At 63.6% G+C, this 22,573-nt stretch carries 12 protein-coding genes; 6 read left to right on the forward strand and 6 right to left on the reverse strand.

All coding sequences use genetic code 11. The features are described 5' to 3' along the window. Nucleotides 1-111: 111 nt before the first annotated feature. The gene (locus tag H7B90_RS21080) at nucleotides 112-6,573 is read left to right on the forward strand and encodes an RICIN domain-containing protein (protein ID WP_185137879.1); all 6,462 of its coding nucleotides are present in this window, start codon (nucleotides 112-114) and stop codon (nucleotides 6,571-6,573) included. A gap of 185 nt (nucleotides 6,574-6,758) precedes the next feature. On the opposite strand, the gene H7B90_RS21085 is transcribed toward H7B90_RS21080, so the two are convergent. Beyond that, the gene (locus tag H7B90_RS21085; RefSeq protein WP_185137880.1) at nucleotides 6,759-8,447 is read right to left on the reverse strand and encodes a methyl-accepting chemotaxis protein; all 1,689 of its coding nucleotides are present in this window, start codon (nucleotides 8,445-8,447) and stop codon (nucleotides 6,759-6,761) included. A gap of 265 nt (nucleotides 8,448-8,712) precedes the next feature. On the opposite strand from H7B90_RS21085, the gene rnhA reads away from it, so the two are divergent. The 4 genes from rnhA to H7B90_RS21105 all read left to right on the forward strand — a co-directional run bounded on the left by rnhA (nucleotide 8,713) and on the right by H7B90_RS21105 (nucleotide 14,732). Next, nucleotides 8,713-9,375 (forward strand): ribonuclease H, encoded by a 663-nt coding sequence (rnhA, locus tag H7B90_RS21090; protein ID WP_185137881.1) that lies wholly within the window; start codon nucleotides 8,713-8,715, stop codon nucleotides 9,373-9,375. 225 nt (nucleotides 9,376-9,600) lie between these two features. After that, nucleotides 9,601-11,199 (forward strand): ABC transporter substrate-binding protein, encoded by a 1,599-nt coding sequence (locus tag H7B90_RS21095; RefSeq protein ID WP_185137882.1) that lies wholly within the window; start codon nucleotides 9,601-9,603, stop codon nucleotides 11,197-11,199. Then, nucleotides 11,196-12,938, forward strand: a complete 1,743-nt coding sequence (locus H7B90_RS21100) for a histidine kinase (RefSeq protein ID WP_185137883.1) — start codon at nucleotides 11,196-11,198, stop codon at nucleotides 12,936-12,938. Before H7B90_RS21095 ends, H7B90_RS21100 begins: the two co-directional genes overlap by 4 nt. An 87-nt stretch (nucleotides 12,939-13,025) precedes the next feature. After that, nucleotides 13,026-14,732 carry a response regulator transcription factor gene (locus H7B90_RS21105; RefSeq protein ID WP_185137884.1) on the forward strand — a complete coding sequence of 569 codons (1,707 nt, stop codon included), beginning with the start codon at nucleotides 13,026-13,028 and terminating at the stop codon, nucleotides 14,730-14,732. A gap of 272 nt (nucleotides 14,733-15,004) precedes the next feature. Here the strand turns inward: H7B90_RS21105 and H7B90_RS21110 are convergent, their stop codons facing one another. The 3 genes from H7B90_RS21110 to H7B90_RS21120 form a co-directional block, all read right to left on the reverse strand. Then, complete coding sequence (locus tag H7B90_RS21110) at nucleotides 15,005-16,294, reverse strand: glycoside hydrolase family 27 protein (RefSeq protein WP_185137885.1); 1,290 nt, start codon at nucleotides 16,292-16,294, stop codon at nucleotides 15,005-15,007. Nucleotides 16,295-16,437: 143 nt separating this feature from the next. Beyond that, nucleotides 16,438-17,319, reverse strand: coding sequence for an AraC family transcriptional regulator (locus H7B90_RS21115; RefSeq protein ID WP_185137886.1), 882 nt, complete (start codon nucleotides 17,317-17,319; stop codon nucleotides 16,438-16,440). 222 nt (nucleotides 17,320-17,541) lie between these two features. Next, the gene (locus H7B90_RS21120; RefSeq protein WP_185137887.1) at nucleotides 17,542-18,378 is read right to left on the reverse strand and encodes a glucosaminidase domain-containing protein; all 837 of its coding nucleotides are present in this window, start codon (nucleotides 18,376-18,378) and stop codon (nucleotides 17,542-17,544) included. Between the two features lie 369 nt (nucleotides 18,379-18,747). Here H7B90_RS21120 and H7B90_RS21125 point away from each other — a divergent pair, with 369 nt between their 5' ends. Then, a complete protein-coding gene (locus H7B90_RS21125; protein ID WP_185137888.1) occupies nucleotides 18,748-20,703 on the forward strand; it encodes a dihydroorotate dehydrogenase in 1,956 nt (651 codons plus the stop codon). 50 nt (nucleotides 20,704-20,753) lie between these two features. Here the strand turns inward: H7B90_RS21125 and H7B90_RS21130 are convergent, their stop codons facing one another. Continuing rightward, on the reverse strand, nucleotides 20,754-20,900 hold the full coding sequence (locus H7B90_RS21130) for a hypothetical protein (RefSeq protein ID WP_185137889.1): 147 nt from the start codon (nucleotides 20,898-20,900) through the stop codon (nucleotides 20,754-20,756). 159 nt (nucleotides 20,901-21,059) lie between these two features. Beyond that, nucleotides 21,060-22,499, reverse strand: a complete 1,440-nt coding sequence (locus tag H7B90_RS21135; protein ID WP_185137892.1) for an aminotransferase-like domain-containing protein — start codon at nucleotides 22,497-22,499, stop codon at nucleotides 21,060-21,062. Nucleotides 22,500-22,573 lie beyond the last annotated feature (74 nt).

Genomic DNA, 22,573 nt, shown 5'->3' on the forward strand with positions numbered 1-22,573 from the left:
TTCCTACCTATTATGGGGTTATCGTTCCAAGGAACCTGGGGGCAATGGCGATCGGAAGAATGATTCGTTTGATAGGCGGACTTTCACTTCATTAATATGAGGAGGATACACATGAGTCCTATAAGAAAGCTTCTGGTCGTTTGCCTGACCATTAGTCTTCTGCTGACTCCGCTAAGCGTCTACGCGGCAGAGGCGGACGGGGGAAGCGTCGGATCGGCTGCATCCGATGACGCGTCCTACGTGAGGATCAAAAACCAATGGAAAGGAACGTACCTGTACGAGGCGGACGGGCAAGCCCGCTACGGCTTCACCGCGCCGAACGACCCGGCGTCGCAATGGCTTCTCGTCGACGCGGGAGACGGCCTCGCCCGCATCGAGAACCGAGCGACCGGCCGTTCGCTCGACATGGCGAGCGTCATCCCGCCCGACAAAATCACCGCGCCGCTCGAGACGACGGCCGCGACGAATGACGTCGTAAGCGCGCTGTGGCGAGTGAGGGAGGCGGCGGGTCAGCCCGGCTGCGTGAACGTCGTCAGCTCCGAGTTCGCGACTCGGCTGCTCAACGTGCAGACCCAAGACGGCTTCGCGCACGCGAACGACTGGGCGCAGCCTTCCTGGGGCAGCGCGCTCTGGCAGCTTGAGCCGGCCAGCGACCTCGCGCCCGTGCGGCTCGTCGACCAGTGGAAGGGCAACTACCTGTACGAGGACGGCGGCAAAGTGAAGTACGGCCAGCCGGCGATGAACGACGCCTCTTCGCAATGGTACGTTCAAGAGCTGCCGAACGGGCACGTTCGCTTGCAGAATCGGGCCACCGGTCACTTCCTCAACGCGCAAAATGTAATCGCTTCCGATCGCGTAACCGATCCGCTGGAGAGCACGGAAGCGGCGGAGGACCTGCTTCCGGCGCAGTGGGTGCTGTCCGAATCCGCCGAGCATCCCGGCTATTTCGGCATTGCGGGAGCAGACGATCCGACGCGGCTGCTCAACGTCCAGTCGCAGGACGGCTACGCGCACGCGAATAACTGGGCGCAGCCCGGCTGGGGCAGCGCGCTCTGGAAGCTGGAGACGGCATCCGACGCGATTCCGGTTCGTCTGAAGGATCAATGGAAGGGCAAGTATTTGTTTGAGAAGGATGGGATCGTGCAGTACGGCGAACCGGCGAACGCGGACAAGAGCTCCTGGTGGCTCGTGGAGAACCGCGGCGCCGGGGTAACGCTGCGCAACGTCGACACCGGCCGCTACGCGGCGGGCGGCTCCGATCCGGTCGCCACGGTCGATTCCCCCGGCGAGGCGGGAGCCATCTGGGCGCAAGTCCCGGCCAAGGACGGCAACGGCGGCTCCGTCGACGGGTATTACACTTTTGCGATGGGGGGCGATTCTTCCGCTCTGCTTAACGTGCAGGCGCAGGACGGCAACGCCCACGCGAACGATTGGGCGCAGCCGGCGTGGGGCAGCGCTCAATGGAAGCTGGAGAATCCGTCGGAGACGGGAGGGCCCGAGGAACCCCAGTCCCCGTACATCCGAATCCGCAACGACTGGCTGCAGCTGTATCTGTACGAGGAAGACGGAATCGTCAAATACGGCAACGCCGCACCGGGAGACGCGAGCTCGCAATGGCTCGTCGTCGATGCGGAAGGAGGCAAGCGCATCCAGAACCGGGCGACCGGCCACTTCCTCAACCTCGAAGGCGTTAGCGGCTCTCGCGACGCGGTTCGAGCGACGGAGCTGCCGGAAGGATCGACCCGAGGCGACTGGGTCATCGAAGACTACCAGGGCTTCAAGCTCATTCGGCTGGCGGGAGACGCGGGCGAGAACCCGACCGGCCCGTCGTACCTGAACGTCGAGAACAAGCTGAAGGTGCTGCAATACGGCGTCGTGCCCCGCGATTGGGGCAGCCCGAAGTGGGAATTTATCCGAGTGGACGAGAAGGAGGCTTCCTACGTCCGACTGAAAAACGGCTACCGAGGGACGTATCTGTACGAGCAGGACGGCATCGTGAAGGACGGCGCGCCGGACGCGGCCGATCCCGCTTCCCATTGGCTGCTGAAGCCGGGCGGGCAGGGAACGCTCATCGTGAACCGGGCGACCGGGCATCTCGTCACGAACGAGCACGTCGCTTCGCACGAGGATCCGCTCCAGAGCCTCGAGATCGACCCGACGTGGGGAAGCGTCCAATGGACGGTCGAGTCCGTCGAAGGAACGCCGAAGAAGGTGTTCCGCAGCGTCTGGAAGCCGGACGTTATCATTCACGACGAGGACAACAAGGGCTTCGCCCAAGCGAGCGGCATCCCGGCGGACTGGGGCAGCGCGCAGTGGGAGCTCGAAGCGGCGCCGAAGCTTCCGGCCGAGCTGCCTGACGGCTTCGTGCGGATTCAGAATCGGGAGAACGGACAGTATCTTTACGAAAATAGCCGGAACGTCGTCCTGTACGGCACGCCGGACGCGAAGGACGCGACTTCGCACTGGAGCTTCGCCGAAGCCGAGGACGGCAAGCTGCATATCGCGAATCGGGCGACCGGGAACGTCCTGTCGATCGAGCACGGGCGCAGCTACCTCGAGACGTCGGCGGCGACCGCGGAGGCGGGCGGCGGCGCGGCGGAATGGACGGTCGAGAGCGCGCCGGCCTCCGGCTACATCCTGATCCGCAGCGCAGCCGACGGGCATGAGGACGAGTACGTCCATGCCGCGGACGGGCTCGGCTACGCGCAATACGGCTTGCGCTCGGTCGAGAGCGGCGCCGCGCAGTGGAAGCTGGAGGCGGCTCCGGACGAGGCGGTCGTTCCTCCCGCGGACGACAGGGACTTGAACGGCGAGACGCCGGCGTTGGCCGACCCGAACTTCGTGCGGATCGTCAGCGCGAAGACCGGACAGCTGCTCGCGGAACGGAATGGAGCCATCGCCTTCGTACAGGCGGGTTCCAACGATCGGGCGGCCCAATGGAGGGTCGAGACGTACAACGGTCGCAAAAGGTTGAAAAACCGCTCGACGGGCCATTATGTATCGGCCGCGGCAAGCGGCGACTCGCTGGTCGCGGTCGCCTCGGGCAAGGAGCTGGCGGCGCAGTGGAGGGTGGACGACGTGTTGGGCTACAAGACGCTCGCGAACGCCGCGGCTTCCGGCGGACTCGTCGTCCAGACGGCCGGCGGCACGGCGCCGAAGCTGTCGGCCGCCGCGACGATCAAGGACGCCGCGGCGCACTGGACGTTCGCGCCGGTCGCCGGCGACGCCCGGTACGGCGCGGAGGAAGCGTTCGCGACCGGGGGCGTCTCGCTGCCGGCGGGAGCGGGAGCTCGCGCGGCCGGATTCGCGGCCGAAGGGGCGCAGCTGCAATGGTCCGTCTACGCTGCGACGGAGCGGACGGCGAAGGGCTCCATCGCTTACCGCAACGCGAGCGGGAGCGCGAAAACGCTCAGCCTGTACGTGAACGGGCTGAAGACGGGGACCGTGTCGTTCCCGGCGGCGGCGGGTTCGTCCGGTTCCGTCGTTCGGACGGATCTGGCTCTGCGCGCGGGAATGAACACGGTGGCGCTTCGCTTCGATGAGGGCGACAGCGGCGGCATCGAGCTCGGCGCGCTGACCGTGGCCGATTCGGTCAGGGGGAACGCGAGGGGAGCGACCGTCCCGTACGTTACGTACGAGGCGGAGCACGCGGCGACGAACGGAACCCGGATCGGCGAAGACCGCGCGTACGGCACGTTCTCGGCCGAATCGTCCGGCCGGGAGGCTGTCTGGCTCGGCGAGAAGGGTCAGTACGTCGAGTTTCGGGCGGCGGAAGCGGCTAATTTTCTCAATCTGCGGTACATCATCCCCGACAGTCAGGACGGAACGGGGCAGGAGGCGACGCTCAGCGTCTACTTGAACGGAGAGGACCGGGGAGACCTCGTTCTCAGCTCCAAGCACAGCTGGGTGTACGGCAAATATCCGTTCTCGAATAACCCGGCGGACGGAGACGCCCGTCGGTTCTATGACGAAGCGCACCGGTTCGTCGGCGATATTCCGGCGGGAGCGACGGTGCGGCTGCAGAAGGACGAGGGGGATGCGGCGGACTACTACGTGCTCGATCTCGTCGAGCTCGAGCGGGCGCCGAGCGCGTTCGCGAAGCCGGCCGGCTACAAGTCGGTCGTGGAATTCGGAGCCGCGCCGGATGACGGCAAGGACGACTCGGCTGCTTTTCGCGCCGCCATCACGGCTGCTGAGACAGAAGGCTTCGGACTGTGGATTCCCGAAGGGGAGTTCGAGCTGAGCGGCGGACCGCTGGAAGTTCGGGGAGTGACGCTACGCGGGGCCGGCATGTGGTACACGAAGCTGCGCGGCGAAGGCTTCATGGGTGTCGGCTCCGGCGTTCGCGCGTACGACCTCGCGATCGACATCGGCGCGACGGGGCGGCACGACGAGCGGGCGGAATCCGCTTTTGACGGGGCGTTCGGGACCGGTTCCGCTATTCAGAACGTCTGGATCGAGCATGCCAAAGCGGGCATCTGGACGACGCTCAGCGGCGACTTGGCCGTGAATACGGACGGCATCCATCTCTCGACGGGAACGCGCAATTCGCTTGTCGAGCAGTCGACGATCCGCAATTCGGGCGACGACTCGATCGCTCTGTGGTCGGATCCGCGGGAAGGGACGACTCCGGAGCAAGCGCGGACGGAGAACAACGCGATCCGCTTCAATACGGTGCAGCTTCCTTGGCTGGCCGATAACGTCGCCGTTTTCGGAGGGAAGGACAACCGGGTGACGGACAACGTGCTGGCCGACACGATGGGCTTCGGGGCGGGCATCGCCGTATCGACCCGGTTCAACCCGGTTCCGTTCTCCGGCACGACCCGCGTCGAGCGCAATACGCTGCTTCGGACGGGCGGACGCGAGGCGAACTGGAACCAGGACTTCGGCGCGATCTGGCTGTTCACGGGCGACAAGCCGATCGACGCGGACATCGTCATCGCCGACAACGAGGCGCTGGACAGCACGTTCCAAGGGCTGTACGTGAGCGGACCGAACCCGATCAACGCTTCGGGCGAGCATAAGGTGACGATCCGCAACCTCGTGATCGACGGAACGGGCACTTGGGGGCTCAACGTCGCGAACGGTGTCGCCGGCTCGGTCGAGCTGGTCAACGCGCTCGTGCGGAATACGAAGGTCGGGCGGTCGTTCAGCACGATGGGCGACTCGTTCAAGTTTAACGTCGTGGAGGGCTGTCAAGATTGCGGCGGCGGAGGGGAAGAGCCCGGCCAAGGACCGGGTCCGGGAACGGGCTCTGGATCGGGTCCGGGAACGGGTTCTGGGTCGAATCCGGATTCGGGCTCGGGTTCGGGTTCCGCGGAGAAGCCAACCGATCTCGTGGCGGAGAACGATAAGGCTCTGGCGGACGCCGTCGCGGCAAGCGCCGAACGCATCGTCGTCAAGGCGGACGAAGATGCGGGCGAAGGCGTCGCGTCCTTCACCGCTGGCGCGCTGCGGGAAGCCGCCCGGGCTCTGCCGACAGCGATGCTCGCGGTTGAATATCGGAACGCTTCGTTCGAGCTTCCGCTAAAGGCGGCGGCGGCGGACATGTTCAAGCTGACGGGAGCGGGCGAAGCCGGCTCCAACGCGGTTCTGCGATTGTCCATTTCGCCGGTCGAGGGGGCCAAGCTGCAACCGTTAGCCTCAAGGCTTGGAGAAGGCTTAAGTCTGGTAAGCTCGGAAGACTCGAAAGGCTCGAAAGGCTCGAAAGGTGCGAAAGGAGCAGAAGGTTCGGTCTATCGAATTCGCGCCGTTCTGAGCGATGGGGATAAGGCAACAGAGATTAGCCATTTCGAGAGCTTCCAACCATCCTTGACGTTGGCGCTAAATGGAGAGTTGGAGGAGCGGGAGACGGTCGCTCTTGCGTACGAGGAAGCGACAAGCGTCTTCCGCCCCGTGCCCGCTCTGATCGATCCGAGAGATGGCCGGTCGGTCGTCGCGATCCGCAGCTTGACGACCGGAACGTTCCTGCTCGCGCATGCCGAGCCGAAGACCTTTGCCGACGTCGCCGGCCATTGGGCTCGGCGGGACATCGAGCTGCTCGCGTCGAAGCGCATCGCGAACGGCTTGACGGCGGACCGCTTCGCGCCGGACAGCCTTGTCACCCGCGCCGAATTCGCGGCTCTGCTCGCGAGAGCGCTCGGCCTCGCCGGCGGCGGCGCCGCGCCCGCCCGCTTCGGCGACGTTCCGGACGCGGCTTGGTACGCGTCCGACGTCTACGCGGCCGCCGGGCACGGCCTCGTCCAAGGCGACGCGGACGGCAGCTTCCGCCCGTCCGCGGACATCACCCGCGAGCAGATGGCGGTCCTGCTCGCGAGAAGCCTGCGGCTGGCGCCGGAGCGCGCTCCCGGCGCGGGCGCCACCCCCTTGTCCGCCAGCCGGCCGCTGTCCGGCTTCGCGGATGCCGACCGCGTCGCGCCTTGGGCCCGCGACGCGGTGGAGACGCTGCTCGCCTCCGGCGTCCTTACCGGACGCTCGTCCGGCTCGCTCGCGCCTCAAGGCTTCGCCACCCGCGCCGAAGCGGTCGTGCTGATCGCACGGACTTTGCAGGCGATGGAGCTGCTGAATAAATAGCAAACAAAGAGAGAACCGACCCCCGGATGGGACGGTTCTCTCTTTTTGCAATGGCCGCCTTCGAAAAATTCCAAGGGGGCCGGCCGAAAGAGAGGAACGAGGGTGCCCACATCCACCATATAAGAGAGAGGCAAACTCTTAACCATCTTAGATGAAATAAGCGTTAGGCCCTTCTCTTTTTCACCCTAAACCTTGAACCGCTCGATCAGCGTCTGAAGCTCTTCGGCCATCTTGGACAGATGGGCGGCGGACGCGGCGATCTCCTCTATGGAAGCCAGCTGCTCTTCCGTGGCGGAAGCCATCGATTGAACGCCTTGGGCCGCCGACTCGGCGATCGCGGCTATCTCCTCGATAGAATCGACCGCCTGCCCGGTTCCTTCCGCCAAGTATCCGGCCTCCTCCGACACGTCCCGGATCTGGGAAGACGCCTCCACGACGATGCTCCGGATGTCCGCAAACGTTCGTCCCGCCTCCGTCACGATCTCGATCCCCTGGGCGACCTCCCGGGAAGCGACGTCCATCGTCCGCACCGCATGAACCGTCTCCTCCTGAATGGACCGGATCACATGCGAGATGTCCTTGGCCGAGCTCTCCGACTGCTCCGCCAGCTTCCTCACTTCGGCGGCGACGACGGCGAATCCCGCCCCTTGTTCGCCGGCTCTCGCGGCTTCGATCGAGGCGTTGAGCGCCAGCAGATTCGTCTGGGAAGCGATGCCCGCGATGATGTCCGAGATTCGATTCACTTCGTCCGACCTCGCATTCAATCCTCGAATCGCCTGCGTCAACCGCTCCATGAACGAATGAATCTCCTGCATTTGGTTCGCCGCCAGGCGGATCGTCCGGTTCCCCTGTTCGGCCCGATCCGAAGCGGAAGCGGCCGTAGCCGAAACGAGTTCCGCCCGGGAAGCGATCCGCCGTATGTCGTCCGCCAGTTCTCGGATCGCGCCCGAGCCGGCGCTGACCCGCACGGTTTGCCGTTCGGCCCCGGCCGCGAGCTGCTGCGACGCCGCGGCTATCTGGTCGGTCGCCGATCCGCTCTGCTCGGCGCTTGCGGACAGCTGCTGCGAAGCGGCCGCGACGGTCGTCGAAGCTTCCGCTACGCTTCGGATGAGCGTCGACAAGCTGATCTTCATTCGATCGATTCCGGCTCCCAGCTCCCCGAGCTCGTCCCGCCTTCGAAGGAGGAGAGGCTCGGCGGTCAAGTCTCCGGCGGCTACTCGACCCACTTGGCCGGAGATCTTCCGAATCGGCGCCGCAACGGATCTTCCCAACAACCATCCGACGCTTGCCGCCAACAGCGTAAAGAGAGCGGCGACGCCGATAAGAATCCATCGGGAACGGCTATACAGCCGCTCGCTGTCCTCGTCGATGACGCTGATATTCTCCTCATTGGCGGCCAGAAGCTGGCGAATGTTCTCCGAGGCCTTCCCGAACGGAACGCCGCCTTTGTTGAGCCCCTCGCTTGCCTCATCGTAGAGGCCGCTTCGGACGAGCTGAATATTCCGCTTCACGATGGCGGTAAAGTCGGTCCAATTCTTACGGAAGCTCTCGAACAGCTGCCGCTCGTCGGACCCCGGCTTCATGGCCGCGTATTCGTCCATCATCTTCCGAATATCGGACAGATTGCGTTCCGCGGCGTCGACGAATTTCGGGTCTTTGTTTTTGACCGCGGTAAGCATGTTCACGCGGGTGTTCTCCGCCAAGGAACCGATCTTCCCCAATTGCGCGGTAGGCTTCAGCCCTTCGCCGATAACGGAGTTCACATGATCGTTCATGGTCTTCAAGGAGACGACGGCATAAGTCCCCAGAGCGAGCATGAGCAGCGACACCGTCAAAAACGAACCGATCATTTTACCCGACAGCTTCCACTTCATCGTTTTTCTCCCCCGTGATCATCTCTGTTTAGAAACTTGAAATAGGTAAATATATCTAACATAACGTTGGGAATTAGGACCATTATAGGGATTGGAGGCGAACATTTCAATGAGATTTCGTTCCAAATATAAGTTTTTAGGCATAAAAATCGAATTATATGTCATATAACATGCCGCAATGAGAAGGGGAAAGCGCTCGGCCGCCGGCTATGCTAAAATAGGAAAAAGATAAAAGAGACGCAGCAAAAAGGAGAACGCCGATACGATGGCAAGCAAATATTACGTAGTCTGGGTCGGGGCGACTCCCGGCGTGTACGCCAGCTGGCCGGCCTGTCAGGCGCAGGTGAACGGCATCGTCGACGCCAAGTACAAGTCGTTCCCGACGCGCGAGGAAGCGGAGAAGGCCTACAAGGAAGGCTGGAAAAAGCACTGGGGCCAAGGCAAGAAGCCGGCCGCCGGCGCTTCGGCCGGCTTCAAGGCCGCTTCGGCGAAGACGGCTTCGTCCGCGGCCTCCAAGCAGGAGATCGACTACGACAGCATCTCCGTCGACGTCGGAACGAGAGGCAACCCGGGCCCGGTCGAGTACAAGGGCGTCGATACCCGGACAGGCGAGGTGCTTTTCGAGCGGGGGCCGATCCCGAACGGAACGAACAACCTCGGCGAGTTCCTGGCCATCGTGCACGCGCTCGCCTACTTGAAGCAGAAGGGCAGCGCGAAGACGGTGTACAGCGATTCCCGGACCGCGCTCAAGTGGGTGAAGACGAAGACGGTCGCGACCACGCTCGAGCGAAGCGAGAAGACGAAGGAGATCTGGGCCCTCGTGGACCGCGCCGTGAACTGGCTGAAGACGAACACGTATCCGAACAAGGTGCTGAAGTGGGAGACGGAGGAATGGGGCGAGATCAAGGCGGACTACGGCCGCAAGTAGCGGCCTCGACCTCCGTGCGCTCCGACCATTCTCGGCCATATACAGTCGAAGCACTCCCGAAATGAACCGAGCGGCAACGCCGCCGAACGCCGCCCCGATAAGGACGATCCCGAACCGCGAGAGCGCGGCAGGATCGTCCTTTCTTCTATCCTTTTGCGAGAACGAGGTCACGATATTTGCCTTCCAGGTCACGATAGTGGTAGTCCGGCGGACGGAGATCGGGTTATGATGAAGAATCGGAACTTCCTGACGGAGAAGGGGAGCGGCGGCAGCATGGGACGGACCAAGAAGAAAGCGATTGCATGGACGGCGTCGGTCGCGGGCGCCTTGATCGTCGCGGGCCTCGGATGGGCGCTCGGAGCAGCGGACCGATCCGCAGTCGACAAGCCACACAACCGCGAAGCCTCGATCCAGTCGGAGAAGGACGCGGGCTTGGACCGGATCGTCATGGTTTTCCCGGCGGGCAGCGTGCCGAAGGATCTTCCGCTCGTCGAAGACGTGATGAACAAGTACCTGAAGAAGAAGATCGGCGCCGTCGTCGACTTGAGGCCGATCGATCTCGGGGGCTGGTGGGACAAGACGGGGCTCATGTTCGCTTCGAACGAACAGATCGACCTGATGTTCACGGCGGGCTGGATGCGCTACGGAGACGAGGTGGCGAAGGGCCGCTTCATTCCGCTCGACGACCTGCTCGAACGTTACGGCGCGGGCATCCGCTCCATGCTGAACCCGTCGATCGTCGAAGCGGGCAAGATCAACGACCACATCTACGGGATCGTCGCCAACAAGGAGTTCGCGTCCAGCAAGGGGCTCGTTATGCGCAAGGATCTCGTGGAGAAATACGGCATCGACCTGTCGAAAATCAAGAAGCTGTCGGACATGACGGAAGCGTACCGCACGATCAAGCGGAACGAGCCCGGCATCGCGCCTCTGCAGGCGAAGTCGGATCGCAGCCCGTTTATTTTCATGACGCAGAACGGCTCCTTCGACATGCTCGGGGAAGGTCCGGGCGTGCTGGAGAGGGCCGGCGACTCCACGAAGGTCGTCAACATGGCGGAGACCTCCGTCTACATGGAGTACGCGAAGCTGATGTACGAATGGAACCGGCTGGGCTTCTTCAACGCCGACGCGACGACGACGCAGGACAGCGAGTACGAGGCGGTCAAGGCGGGCCAAGCGTTCTCCTACGCCGAATCCCTCAAGCCCGGCTTCGACATTCAGGCGTCCCGGGACACCGGCATGCCGATGGCGATGGTGGAGCTGACCCGGCCGTACACGACGACGGCGGATACGACGAGCGCGATGTTCGGCATCACGAAGAACGCCAAGCATCCGGAGAAGGCGATGCGGCTGCTCGACCTGCTCTATACCGACCCGTATCTGCTCAACCTCCTCGATTGGGGCATCGAAGGAATCCATTACGTGAAGACGGCCGACAACCTGATCGCCTACCCCGACGGCGTCGACGCCCGCACGGTCGGCTACAACCTGAACGAGCCGTGGATGTTCGGCAACCAGTTCAACTCCTATCTGTGGGCGAACGAGGATCCGAACCTGTGGGTGGAGTATCGGAGCTTCAACGAGAAGGCGGACAAGTCGAAGGCGCTCGGCTTCGTGTTCAACCCGGCGAAGGTGAAGAACGAGATCGCGGCGTGCAACCTGGTCGAGAAGGAGTTCGCGCCGGCGATCAACACCGGGGCGATGGACCCGGAGCTCATCATCCCGAAGTACGTCGAGAAGCTGAAGGCCGCGGGAGCGGACAAAATCATCCGAGAGAAGCAGCGCCAGCTCGATGAATGGCTGGCCCGGGGAGGCGGCCGATGAAGCAGGCGACGCTCCGCTCCAGGCTCGTTCTCGGCTTCTGCCTCGTCACCGTTCCGCTCGTCGTCCTCGTGCTGTGGAACAACCTGTACGCCACGAAGGTCGTCCATTCGCAGGTCGCCCAATCGAACCAGAACCTGCTCACGATGTACGTGAACGATATGGACAAGGCGCTGAAGGAGACCGAGAATTACCTGTACAAAACCGCCGAGCAAGACCAGGCCGTCCTCTCGCTCGGCCAGTATCCGCGCGACAGCTGGGAGTATTACCTGGCGAAGACGCAGACGGTGAACGGGCTGTTCCTCAACACGAACTATTACGAGGCCGCGGACGTCCTGTTCGCCTACAGCGCGCCCTACGGGGATCTGTTCGTCGCCCCGCAGCAGTCCGTCTCCTACGAACGCAAGCATGCCATCGAGGACAAGCTCGCCGGGCTTTTTCGCGGGGAGCCGGAAGGGAGCCCTTTTTACGCGCGGTGGAACGTCGTCGAGCTGGACGGTCAATACGGCCTTCTCCGCGTCGTCGACACGAACTATCGGTCGAGGGTCGGCGCGTGGGTCGACCTGAACCGGCTGATGCAGCCGCTTCATCTGCTCACCCGGGACGGGAAGGGAGAAGCGGTGCTGCTGGACAAGGAGGGGAGGCCGATCTCCGGCGCGGACGGGGACTTGAAGGAGAAGCTCGCGAAGCTGGAACCGAAGGCGGAACGGGACGACCCCGGCGCGGCCGCCTATAATATCGTGAAGCTGGGTCAGAGATACTTGCTCGTCGGCCGGCAATCCGGCGCGGCGGACATGAGCCTGCTGCTCCTGCTGCCGGAGTCGAGCCTGCTCGAGCGCCTGCCGTACTTCCGGATTCTCACCTACTGGGTTCCCGGCGCGGCGGCCGTTCTGCTGATCGTTTATTTGATTTTCCTGCAGCGTTCGATCGTCCGTCCCATTCATCGGCTCATCCGGGGGATGAGGAGGGTTCGGTCCGGCGACCTGAGCGCGCGGCTCGAAGACGGCAAGCTCGTCGAATTCGTCACGATCAGCGAGACGTTTAACGGCATGGCGACCCAGATCGAACATTTGAAAATCGATATTTACGAGGAGCAGATCCGCACGCAGAAGGCGGAGCTGAAGCATCTGCAGGCGCAGATTCATCCGCACTTCTTCATGAATTCGCTCAACATCGTCTACCATCTGGCGCAGATTCGCAGCTACGACATCATCCAGAGCCTCGCGCTTCATCTCGTCCGCTACTTCCGGTATGCGACCCGGACGCAGGTCGGCTCGCTGACGATGAAGGAAGAGATGGACCATATTCGCGACTACCTGTCCATCCAGAAATACCGCTTCCCCGAGGCGATGGAATTCGCCATCGAGGTCGATCCGGCGCTCGAGGGGTTCGAGCTGCCGCCGCTGACGGTGCAGCCGCTCGTCGAGAACGCGATGGTGCACGGGTTCACGTATCGCGGCGATTCCGCATTCCGGATCGCCATTCGCGTGTTTTCGGAGTCGGAGGAGGCGGGGGCTCCGGTCTGCATCGAGGTGGCGGACAACGGCAAGGGATTCGCGGAAGATCGGATCGACGCGCTGCGCGAGAGGGTGCACGCGGCGGAGCCGGACGACGGGCACGTCGGGCTGTGGAACGTCGTTCGGCGGTGCCGGCTTTATTACAAGGAGAACGTCAAGATGAGCTTCGGGGCGTCGGAGCCCGCGGGGGCGAAGGTGACGCTGTATCTGCCTCGCAAGTCGTGACCGTTAGGGAGCTGAGGACGAGGCGGAACCGCTAGAGGCGAATCGACAGCGAATCGACAGGATAAAGGACAAAAGGCGGGGACATCGATGATACGGGTGCTGATCGTGGATGACGAGATCTATGCGGTCAAAGGGTTGCTCTCCGGCGTTCGCTGGGAAGCGGTCGGGGTGGACGCCGTGTTCGAGGCGTACCATGCGGCGATGGCGCAGGACGTTCTGTCGCGCGAGCCGGTCGACATTCTGATCTGCGATATCGAGATGCCGGAGGCGAGCGGCCTCGAGCTGATGGAATGGGTGGCCGAGAGGGGGCTTCCGATCGAGACGGTCGTGCTCACCTGCCATTCGGAGTTCCAGTACGCGCAGAAGGCGCTTCAGCTCGGCGGCTGCGACTATCTGCTTAAGCCGGTCGTCTACTCCGATCTGGAGGACGTGCTGCGGAAGACGATCCGCAAGGTGGAGGAGAAGCGCAGGCTGTCCGAGGAAGGGGAGCTGTACCGCAAATACGCCGAGCTGTGGCGCAGCCGGAAGCCGCTCCTCGTCGAGCGGTTCTGGGAAGACGTGCTGGAGCGGAAGATCGCGCCGAACCGCGACGCCATCTCCGCCGCGATCTCCGCCAGCGAGCTGCAGGCGCACGGGCTGGAGCGGGTCCGGCTCGTGCTCGTTAGCCTGGAGCAGTGGGAGAAGCCGCTGAGCGAGAGGGACGAGGAGCTGATGGAGTTCGCGCTGCGCAAGGCGGCGGAAGAGCTTCTTCTCGAGTCCCGACCGGGTACGGTCGTCCGCGATCGGCGGGGCAACACGGTGGTTATTCTGGAGCTGGGCGGCGGCCGGGGCGAGGCGGATGGAGCGAACGGGGAGGTAGGCGATCCGACGGGGGAGGGAGCGGCCAAGGAAGAGGAGGAAGTAGAGATCCGGCAAGCATGCGCTCGCTATATAGAAGCGTGCAACCGGTATTTTTATTGCAAGCTGAGCTGCTACGTCGGCGACGCCGTTCCGATCGAAGGCGCGGCGGCTTCCTACTTGAGCTTGCTAAACCTGGAGTATCGGAACGTCGGCCGGACGAACGAGGTCATCGGGATGGATGCGGCGTTTGCGTTTGCGGGGGATTCGTCATCCGGCTCCCCTGCCCCGGCAGCGTCCGATTCGATGCTGGAGCTGGCGGATCTGATCGAGAGCGGGGACAAGGACGGAGCGGTTGCCTTGGTCGAGGAGCGGCTGGCCGGGCGAGATGCCGCGGAGTTGTCGGTCGAGACGCTGACCGGCTACTACCACGGGCTGCTGCAGGCGATCTATTACGTGCTGCACCGCAAAGGGTTCCCGGCCGCGAGGCTCTACGAAGGCCGGGATTGGCCGGACGCCCGGACGGTCGCCAAGTCGGTCGTCCGCTATCGCCAGTGGGCGAGCCAAGCGATCGACGCGGCCGATGCATTATTGCGCGCGCACCGATCCGCCAGCCCGGTCGTGCAGAAGGTGAAGGCGATCGTCGCGGAGCGATTGGGCGAGGAGCTGACGCGGGAGGAGCTGGCCGCCGCCGTCTACCTCAATCCCGCCTACCTGTCGCGCTTGTTCCGCAAGGAGACGGGCATGGTGCTGACCGACTACATCCTCCAGGAGAAAATGAGAAAAGCGTCCGACCTGCTGGCCGGAACCGACCGCAGCATCAGCGAGATCGCCGACAGCCTCGGCTACGGCAACTTCTCGTACTTCGCGCGCCTGTTCCGCAAAGTGTACGGAGCGACTCCGCACGATTACCGGAAGTCGCTCCGCCGAACGAATGGGAGAGAGGGGGCTCTGTAACGTCCAAAATGGAGGTTACAGAAGGCTCTCCAGGCCAATTGGCCGCTGCAACCGCCAAAATGGATGTTACAGCTGGCCCTTCGAGCCAAATGGTCGCTGTAACCGCCAAAATGGAGGTTACAGCTTGCACCTCGAGCCAACTGGCTGCTGTAACGTCCAAAATGGAGGTTACAGACGGTCCCCCGAGCCAAACGGCCGCCTCAACCGCCAAATTCGCAGTTGCATCGTAACCCTCGTTTCATGCGCGGGCCCTGCGCGCTCTCTTCAAATCACTAATTCGCTGCAAGCCGCAGCAGCCTTGCGCCGTGAGGAGCGACGGTCGCCGCGAGCCGGTCGCCGGCGGCGGCCAGCGCTTCGCCCGACCAGAGGTCGACGACGCGGGCGCTGCTTCCGGCATAGCCGATGTCCGCCAGCGCGACGCCGACCTCGAGCGCCGTCTCGCCGGTGTTGAACAGCGCGACGTAGATCTCGCCGCCGCGGCCGCGCGACGTCCAGACGACGCGGTCGCCTTCGCGGTACGCCTGCCTCGCGTCCGAGCCGTGGCGGTGCATCTCGAGCACGTCCCGGTTCGTCAGCAGCGACAGCGTCCATTCGTCGTTGTCGTTCAGCTCCCCGCCGAAGAACAGCGGCGACCGGAAGATCGTCCACAGCGTCATCAGCGTGACCTGCTCGTCCTTCGTGAACCGCGTCCAGCGGTCCGCGCCTCCCCCGTCGACGGAGCGGATTCCGATGTGCCCGAGCGGAAGCATGTCGCAGTCGGGCCAATGGCCGGGTCCGGAGCGCCCCTGCCACTTCTCGCACCGGTCGAACATGTCCAGCAGGAGGTCCCACTTGTCCCAGAAATCGTCCGTCATCCGCCACATGTTGGCATGGGCTTCGAGGAAGTCCGCGTAGGGCACCGGAGCCGGTCCCGGCGACAAGCTTAACGCCATCGGCCGGCCGCAGCGGTCGATCGCCTTGCGGATCAGCTCGATCTCGGGCAGGTGCGCGTCGTACAGCCGGGAAGCGGCGATGTCGTCGACCTTCACGAAGTCGACGCCCCACTCGGCGTACAGCTCGAACAGCGAGTCGTAGTACGCCTGCGCTCCCTCCTTGGAGGCGTCGACGCCGTACATGTCCGTGTTCCACGGGCAGATCGAATTCGGGTGGGCGATGTCGCGCGCGGTCGCGGAGCTGCCCTTGATCGGAGTCGCCGCATGGGCCGCTTGGCGCGGAATGCCGCGCATGATATGGATGCCGAACTTCAGCCCGAGGCCGTGCACGTAATCGGCGAGCGGGCGGAAGCCCCGGCCGCCGGCGGCGGAGGGGAAGCGGTTCGCGGCGGGATCCAGCCTCGAGAACTCGTCCATCTCCAGCGGGACGAACGGCCGGTACTGCGAGGATACGGCTCCGGGCTCGTACCATTGAATGTCGACGACGACGTACTCCCAGCCGTAATCCTTCAGATGCTTCGCCATGTATTCGGCGTTCGCCCGGACTTCCTTCTCCGTGACGGCCGCCCCGTAGCAATCCCAGCTGTTCCAGCCCATCGGAGGCGTGGGCGCGTAGGCGTGGTGGTTCATGAGGACAACTCCTTCGTATCGTAGTGAATTGCGGCGATGTCCCCATCATAAAGCGAACGATCTGACGATATCCACCGTAATTTCCTCCGACAAATCGCACAAAATTGCTGCTCTATCTTTCTGCCCACACCCACTCCAGTTGGTTAATCGAAGAACAGCCGGCTGTACGGCAGCTCGCGTCCGGAGCGGAAGCTCCCCGGCGTCTGTCCCGTCAGCTTCCGGAACACCTTGATGAAGTAGCTCCCGCTCGAATAGCCCACTTCGGCGGCGATCCGGTCGACGCTCCAATCCGTGCGTCCGAGCAGCTCGATGGCGCGTTCGATCCTCACCCGGTTCCAGTAATCGTTCGGCGTCATGCCGACGAAGCGGGAGAACGTCCTTAGAAAATGGTATTTGGACAGCCCGGACATCCGAGCGAGCTCCTCCTGGCCGACCATGTCCGCGTAGTGCGCGTCGATCCATGCGACGGCTCTCCGCACCGCTTCCGGCCAATCGTCCTGCTCCCGGCCCCGCGAAGCGGCGAACCGGCACAGCTCCATGACGAACCGATAGACGTGGGAGGAGGCGGCGAACGGGTCGGCGATCTTCCCCGCGCGAGCCTCCTCGAACAGGTTCTTCAGCGCGCGGATCGGGGCGCTCGCCGCTGGCAAGGAGGGGACGTCGCCGACGGCCTCCTTGATCTGCCGCCAGGCGGGAAGCAACAGGCTCGGCCGGAACAGAACGAAATAAAACTCCCAGGGAGGCTTGTCCGGAGGAAGGTAATAGCGATGGCGCCCGGGAATCTCCACGAGGAACGCCCGCCCCGGACCGACCGCGACGACGCGGTCTTCGATCTCGACGACGCCTTCTCCCTCCAGCGTATATTGGAACAGAAGCAGGGGACCGTCGTCGCGGGTCGTCCCGTCCCAGCGATAGGCTTCGCTCGTCTCCCTCCCGCGGCCGACGGCGAACAAGCCGCACAAGGGAAGCCCGGCGGGCTCCGCGAACCGGAAGCCGTACGTGCCCGTGTCTCGGCCGATAGACATAACGAAATCCTCCCTCGCCGATGGAATGTCCGCGGCGGTTGCGGCCGCGGCATAACTCCATAGTAAGGGAAGAATCGGTTCGTTGTCATGGGGCGGGGCCGTTGCCGGGGACCGGATGCCCGGGGCGAGACCCCGCAGAGACGGCCGGGAGGCCGTCCGAAGAGCTCGCGGGGGATGCCGAATAAACCGTCGAACGCCTAACGGGGGGCCATCGGGAAGCGATCACTCCCGTGAAGAGAGAACCCGTTTATAGTCGCGGTTGATAACGTTTTTGACCAGACCCGGCCATTTGGAGTTGGCGGGGCAGTATTTGCGGCCGATTTTCTCGATTGTCGTATAGCCCTTGCCTATGTAATTTTTGGAGATTAGCTGCCCGAACCTCTTGACGCTGTCCACCTTCGTCTTGAAGCGGAGGTAACCGGTGCCGTTGTTGGAATTGAGGCCGAACAGATTGTTCCGGGTTTTGGCGACTTTGCTCGTGCCGTTGCCGCTCTCCAGCTTCATGACCGCTATCGTAAAATACGCGTTGATCCCGTATTGGTCTTCCAATTCCATGATGGCCTTCTCGAGCCCTTGGTTCGCCAGCCCCGTGCCTTTGAACAGAGCTTCGATGGCCTCCGCCGTCAGCCCGGACGGCGATTGCACCTTGTCGAACGGCTTATGCGGCTCGGACTTCGCGGTCATCGACGTCGCGGCGACCGTTCGGACCGCGGCCGTCTTCTTCGCCGCCGCGGGCTCGCCGACCGGCTCGGCGTAGCCTCCGTGCACGTACCCTTTGCCTTCCAGCTTCAACCAACCGTTCTCGAGCTTCTCGACGACCGACAGGATGGTTCCTCTCTTGACGACCTTCAATATTTTGGATTTGGCGGAAGCGTCCGCCCGGACGTTCAGATAATAGGCGGTCGTCTCGTATTTGGCGGGGGCGAGCTCCTTCTCTTGCGAGCCGGACGAGGCTGCGGCCGCGTCGGCGTTCGACGTTCCAAGGAACAGGCCAAGCGCGATAACGAGGGCGAACCCGAAGCACATAGACAAGACTGCGCGGACACGATTGCTTAGCATCTGACCACTCCTCTTGCGTGATGGTGGAGACAGGTTACCCTGATTGTACGGTGAAGCGGCCGAGAAGCATGTCAAAGGCTCTGAGCGTATCCGAAGTTTATTTGTCGCAATTCGAAGGAACCACCGTCGTTCCGGTCGAGGGATGGGGGATGGCGAATAAGAAAATTCTAATGATTCGGCCAACGGATACCGATTCGGATCGAATCGGGCCCTTCTATGACCCCGGATGGGACAGGTCGGGGCGGATGTTCGTTTTTACCAGAGAATGATTCAAAAAGGGAAAGAATGGAACGGAGGAAAACGGGGGAACGCGTCGAATTGGGTACGATAGAGCATCAATACGCGTTAAGGAACGGGGAGGAGAACCCGATGCCGGATTGGTCCTATCGCACGCTATTCCGTCCTCTGTTGTTCCGCATGCCCGCCGAGCGGGCCCGGAGCTTGACGCTAGGCGTCTTCGGAGGACTGGGCCGCCTGCCGCTCGGCTCCTTCGTCATCCGAACGTTCGGTCATATGGAGCTGTCGCCCCTGCTGGAGAGCCGGATCGGGGACACGCGGGTCGAGCTGCCCGTCGGCTTGTCCGGCGAGCTGGACCCGCGCGGCGGCGCGCATCGGGCGCTCGCGCAGATCGGCTTCGGGTTCGTCGAGGTCGGTCCGGTGACGAGGGAAGGAACCGGGCCGCCGCGGCCCGCGGAACGAATCGAAGGGGAGGAGAGCCTCTTCTGCCCGGATCCTTGGGCGAACGAGGGCGTCGAAGGCGTCGCCGGCCGGTTCAAGTCCGGGAAGCTGGCCGAGAACGTTCCCTATCTGGTCCGGCTGCGAGCGGGGGACGGCTTGTCCGGCGAAGAGGCGGCCGCGGAAGTGGCCGCGATGGCCTCGAAGCTGGGCGGGTTCGCGGCGGCCTTGTCCGTCGATCTGCTGGACGCGGACCGAACGGCCGAGGAAGCCGCGGAACGGCTAAGCTTAGCCATCGTAGCCCTCCGCCGCGAGATGGAGAAGCTTCCGATTCTGCTCCATGTTCCGCTCGACTATCCGGCCGGGAAGCTCGAAGCTCTGCTCGAGGCGGGAGGGCTGGACGGATGGGAGGGCGTCGTCGTCGGAGAAGGAAGGCGGAAGGGCGGCGGGCTCCTCTTCGGGCCGGAGGACAAAGAGGCTTCGCTGGAGAAGGTTCGGCTGATTCGTTCGGCCGAGATCGGGGAGAGGCGGACGATCGTCGTCAAGGGCGGCATTCACGAGCCTCAAGACGCCTTGGACGTCATGCGGGAAGGGGCCGATCTCGTCATGCTTCACGCCGGCCTCGTCTATTCGGGGCCCGGGCTCCCGAAGCGGATCAACGAAGCGGTTCTCTACGAGAGAATGAAGGAGCTCCCGCCGGAGCCCGCTCCGTCGTTCTGGAGCTCGTGGGGCTGGATGTGCGGCCTCGGCGCCGGCATGATCGCCGGCGGACTGATCGCGTGGCTGATCGCCGTCTCGTCCGTGCTGCTGCCGTACGACGAACAGTTCCTCGGCCTTAAGCGGGAGGCCATCGCGGCCTTCCATCCGCATCTGCTGCACTTCATGTCCCACGACCGCATTACGCTCGCGGGGACGATGATCTCGATCGGCATTCTGTACTTTATGCTCGCCAAGCACGGGCTTCGGCACGAGCTGCATTGGGCGAAGACCGCGCTTCTGACGTCCGGTCTCTTCGGCTTCGCCAGCTTCTTCTTCTATTTAGGGTACGGGTATTTCGATCCGCTGCATGGGGCGGCCGCGGCGATTCTGTTGCCGATGTTCGTGCTCGCGATGCGAGGGAGGGGGCACCGCGCGCTGATCCGCCCGCCCAATCTCCGGAACGGCCGGGTCTGGCAGCGCGCCCAATGGGGGCAGCTGATGTTCGTCGCGCTCGGCTCCGCCTTCGCCGTCGGCGGGGCCGTCATCTCGCTCGTCGGGGTGACGGACGTGTTCGTGAAGGAAGACCTTCGCTATCTGGGGATCGCCCCGGAAGCCATCGAACGCTTCAACGAGCGGCTTATCCCGCTCATCGCCCACGACCGGGCCGGCTTCGGCGGCGCCCTGTTCTGCGACGCCATCGCGCTGCTGGCGACCTCGCTGTGGGGAATCCGGGAGGGCGAACGCTGGATCTGGAAGATGTTCCTATTCGGGGGAACGCCGGGCTTCGTCGCCGCGCTCAGCGTACACGGGGCGATCGGGTATACGAGCTTCGCGCATCTGCTGCCCGCTTATTTCGCTCTGGCCTTATACGTCGCCGGCCTTATCCTACTATATCCCTATCTGATGGGCAGGGAGGCAGCCGTCCGAGAGACTGCCGGCCAGGCGCTATAAAAAAACGCGAGAGGACGGCGATCGTTCGCCGTCCTCCGTTCGGTTCATCGTTAGATTTCTTCCTCTGCGAGCCGATTCAACAGCGCGAATCGATCGGTCCAGTACTTCCGGTAATGCGACGCCCCATCCTCGATCTCCTTGAGCGGAGCGGCGTTCAGCCGATAGCGCGACTCCCTGCGCCGCGTCGGATCCGCCACGTCAAGAATAGATGTCCTTGGTAAGCTCGTTCTCCATGCCGCCCTCTCCAATGCTCCAATCCTAGAACACCGTTCGGTATCTGTTAATACTAGGTCGCCATCGGGTGCCTGTCAACGGCTGCAGCCGGGACGACGGGATATTCGCCGCCTCCGGAATTGTCAGAATCGCGAGGCTGTCCGGTAGGCGGCAGCCAGCTTGGCGACGCCTTCCTCGATCCGATCGTCCGCGGGCCTCGCGAAGCAGAGCCGGAAGAAGTCCGGCCCGGAGCCGTAGACGCTTCCCGGCACGTAGACGACGCCCTCCCGGATCGCCTGCTCGAACAAGCGATCGGCGTTGGCCGGCCGCTCGTTCCACTTCGCCCACAGATTCAGCCCGCCTTCGGGGACGCGGTAGCCGACCTCGCCCGGCAGATGGTAGTCCAGCGCCGCTCTCAGGCTGTCCAGCTTGAACGCGAGCTTGCGCCGGAGCTCGGCCAGATGCCTCCCGAAGCCGGGGGAATCGAGCAGCTCCGCCGCCACCCACTGCGGAATGGCGCTCAGCCCGAAGTCCATCTGCTGCCGGGCGTCGGCCAGCTTCGAGACGATCGAATGGGGGGCGGCGAGCCAGCCGATCCGAAGCCCGGATGCCGCGATCTTGGACAGCGAACCGACATAGAGCACTTGGCCGCCGGCGTCCATCGAACGGAGCGGAGGCGGGACGGTTCCGTCGAATGCGGTCAAGCTGAACGGGTCGTCCTCGACGATCGGGATGCCCCGCTCGGCGGCTATGTCCAGAAGCCGCTGCTTGCGCTCGGCCGATAATACGGTGCCGGTCGGATTCTGGAAGTTCGGATTGGTGAAAATCATCTTCAGCCGATGCCGCCGGTGCAGCTCGGCGACGTCGTCCGGATCGACGCCTTCCTGGTCGTCCGCCCTAAGCGGAATGACCTTCAGCCCGGCCGATTCGAAGAGCGACAGCGACCGGCCGTAGGACGGAACCTCGACGGCGACGGCGTCTCCCGGGCTGAGCAGGCATTGCGTGATCAGGAACAGCGACTGCTGCGAGCCCGACGTCAGAAGCAGGGAGGATTCGGACGCCTCGATGTTCAAGTACCGGCGCAGGAAGCGGGACAGGGAATCCCTTAGGGGAGCGAATCCTTGGGGATCTTCGTAGCCGAGGTGGCCGTCGAACGTCTTCTCCTTAAGAAGAGTCCGAATCGTCTCGTTCGGGAACAGCTCCGGATGAAGCTCGCCGCTCGCGAAGTCGATGACCGCCCCTTCCGTCCGCAGCTCCGAGCGGATTCGGCGCATGGCGGGCACGTTCGGCAGGAACGTGCCGGCTTCGAGATATTTTCGCCAATTCGGACTGATCGCCCCTCCGGACCCCGCGGGAACGACCTTCGTCCCGCTGCCGACGGCGCGCTCCACGAGCCCCATCGAGCGGAGCTCCTCGTACGCCTGAACGACGGTCGTCCGGTTCACCCGAAGCATGTCCGCGAGCTTCCTCTCCGACGGGAGCAGGCTGCCTTGCGGAAATTCGCCGCCCCGGATTCTTCCTTCCATATGGGAGGCGATCTGCCGATAGATCGGAATGTCGGCTCGTCTGTCGGGTTGCCACATTTTGTTCACCGCTTTCTCAAGCTCCATTATCCCGGATAACGGCCGGACAATTCAACCTGAATTTCGAAAGCGCA

This window comes from Cohnella xylanilytica, from assembly GCF_014212175.1.
GTDB lineage: Bacteria > Bacillota > Bacilli > Paenibacillales > Paenibacillaceae > Cohnella > Cohnella xylanilytica.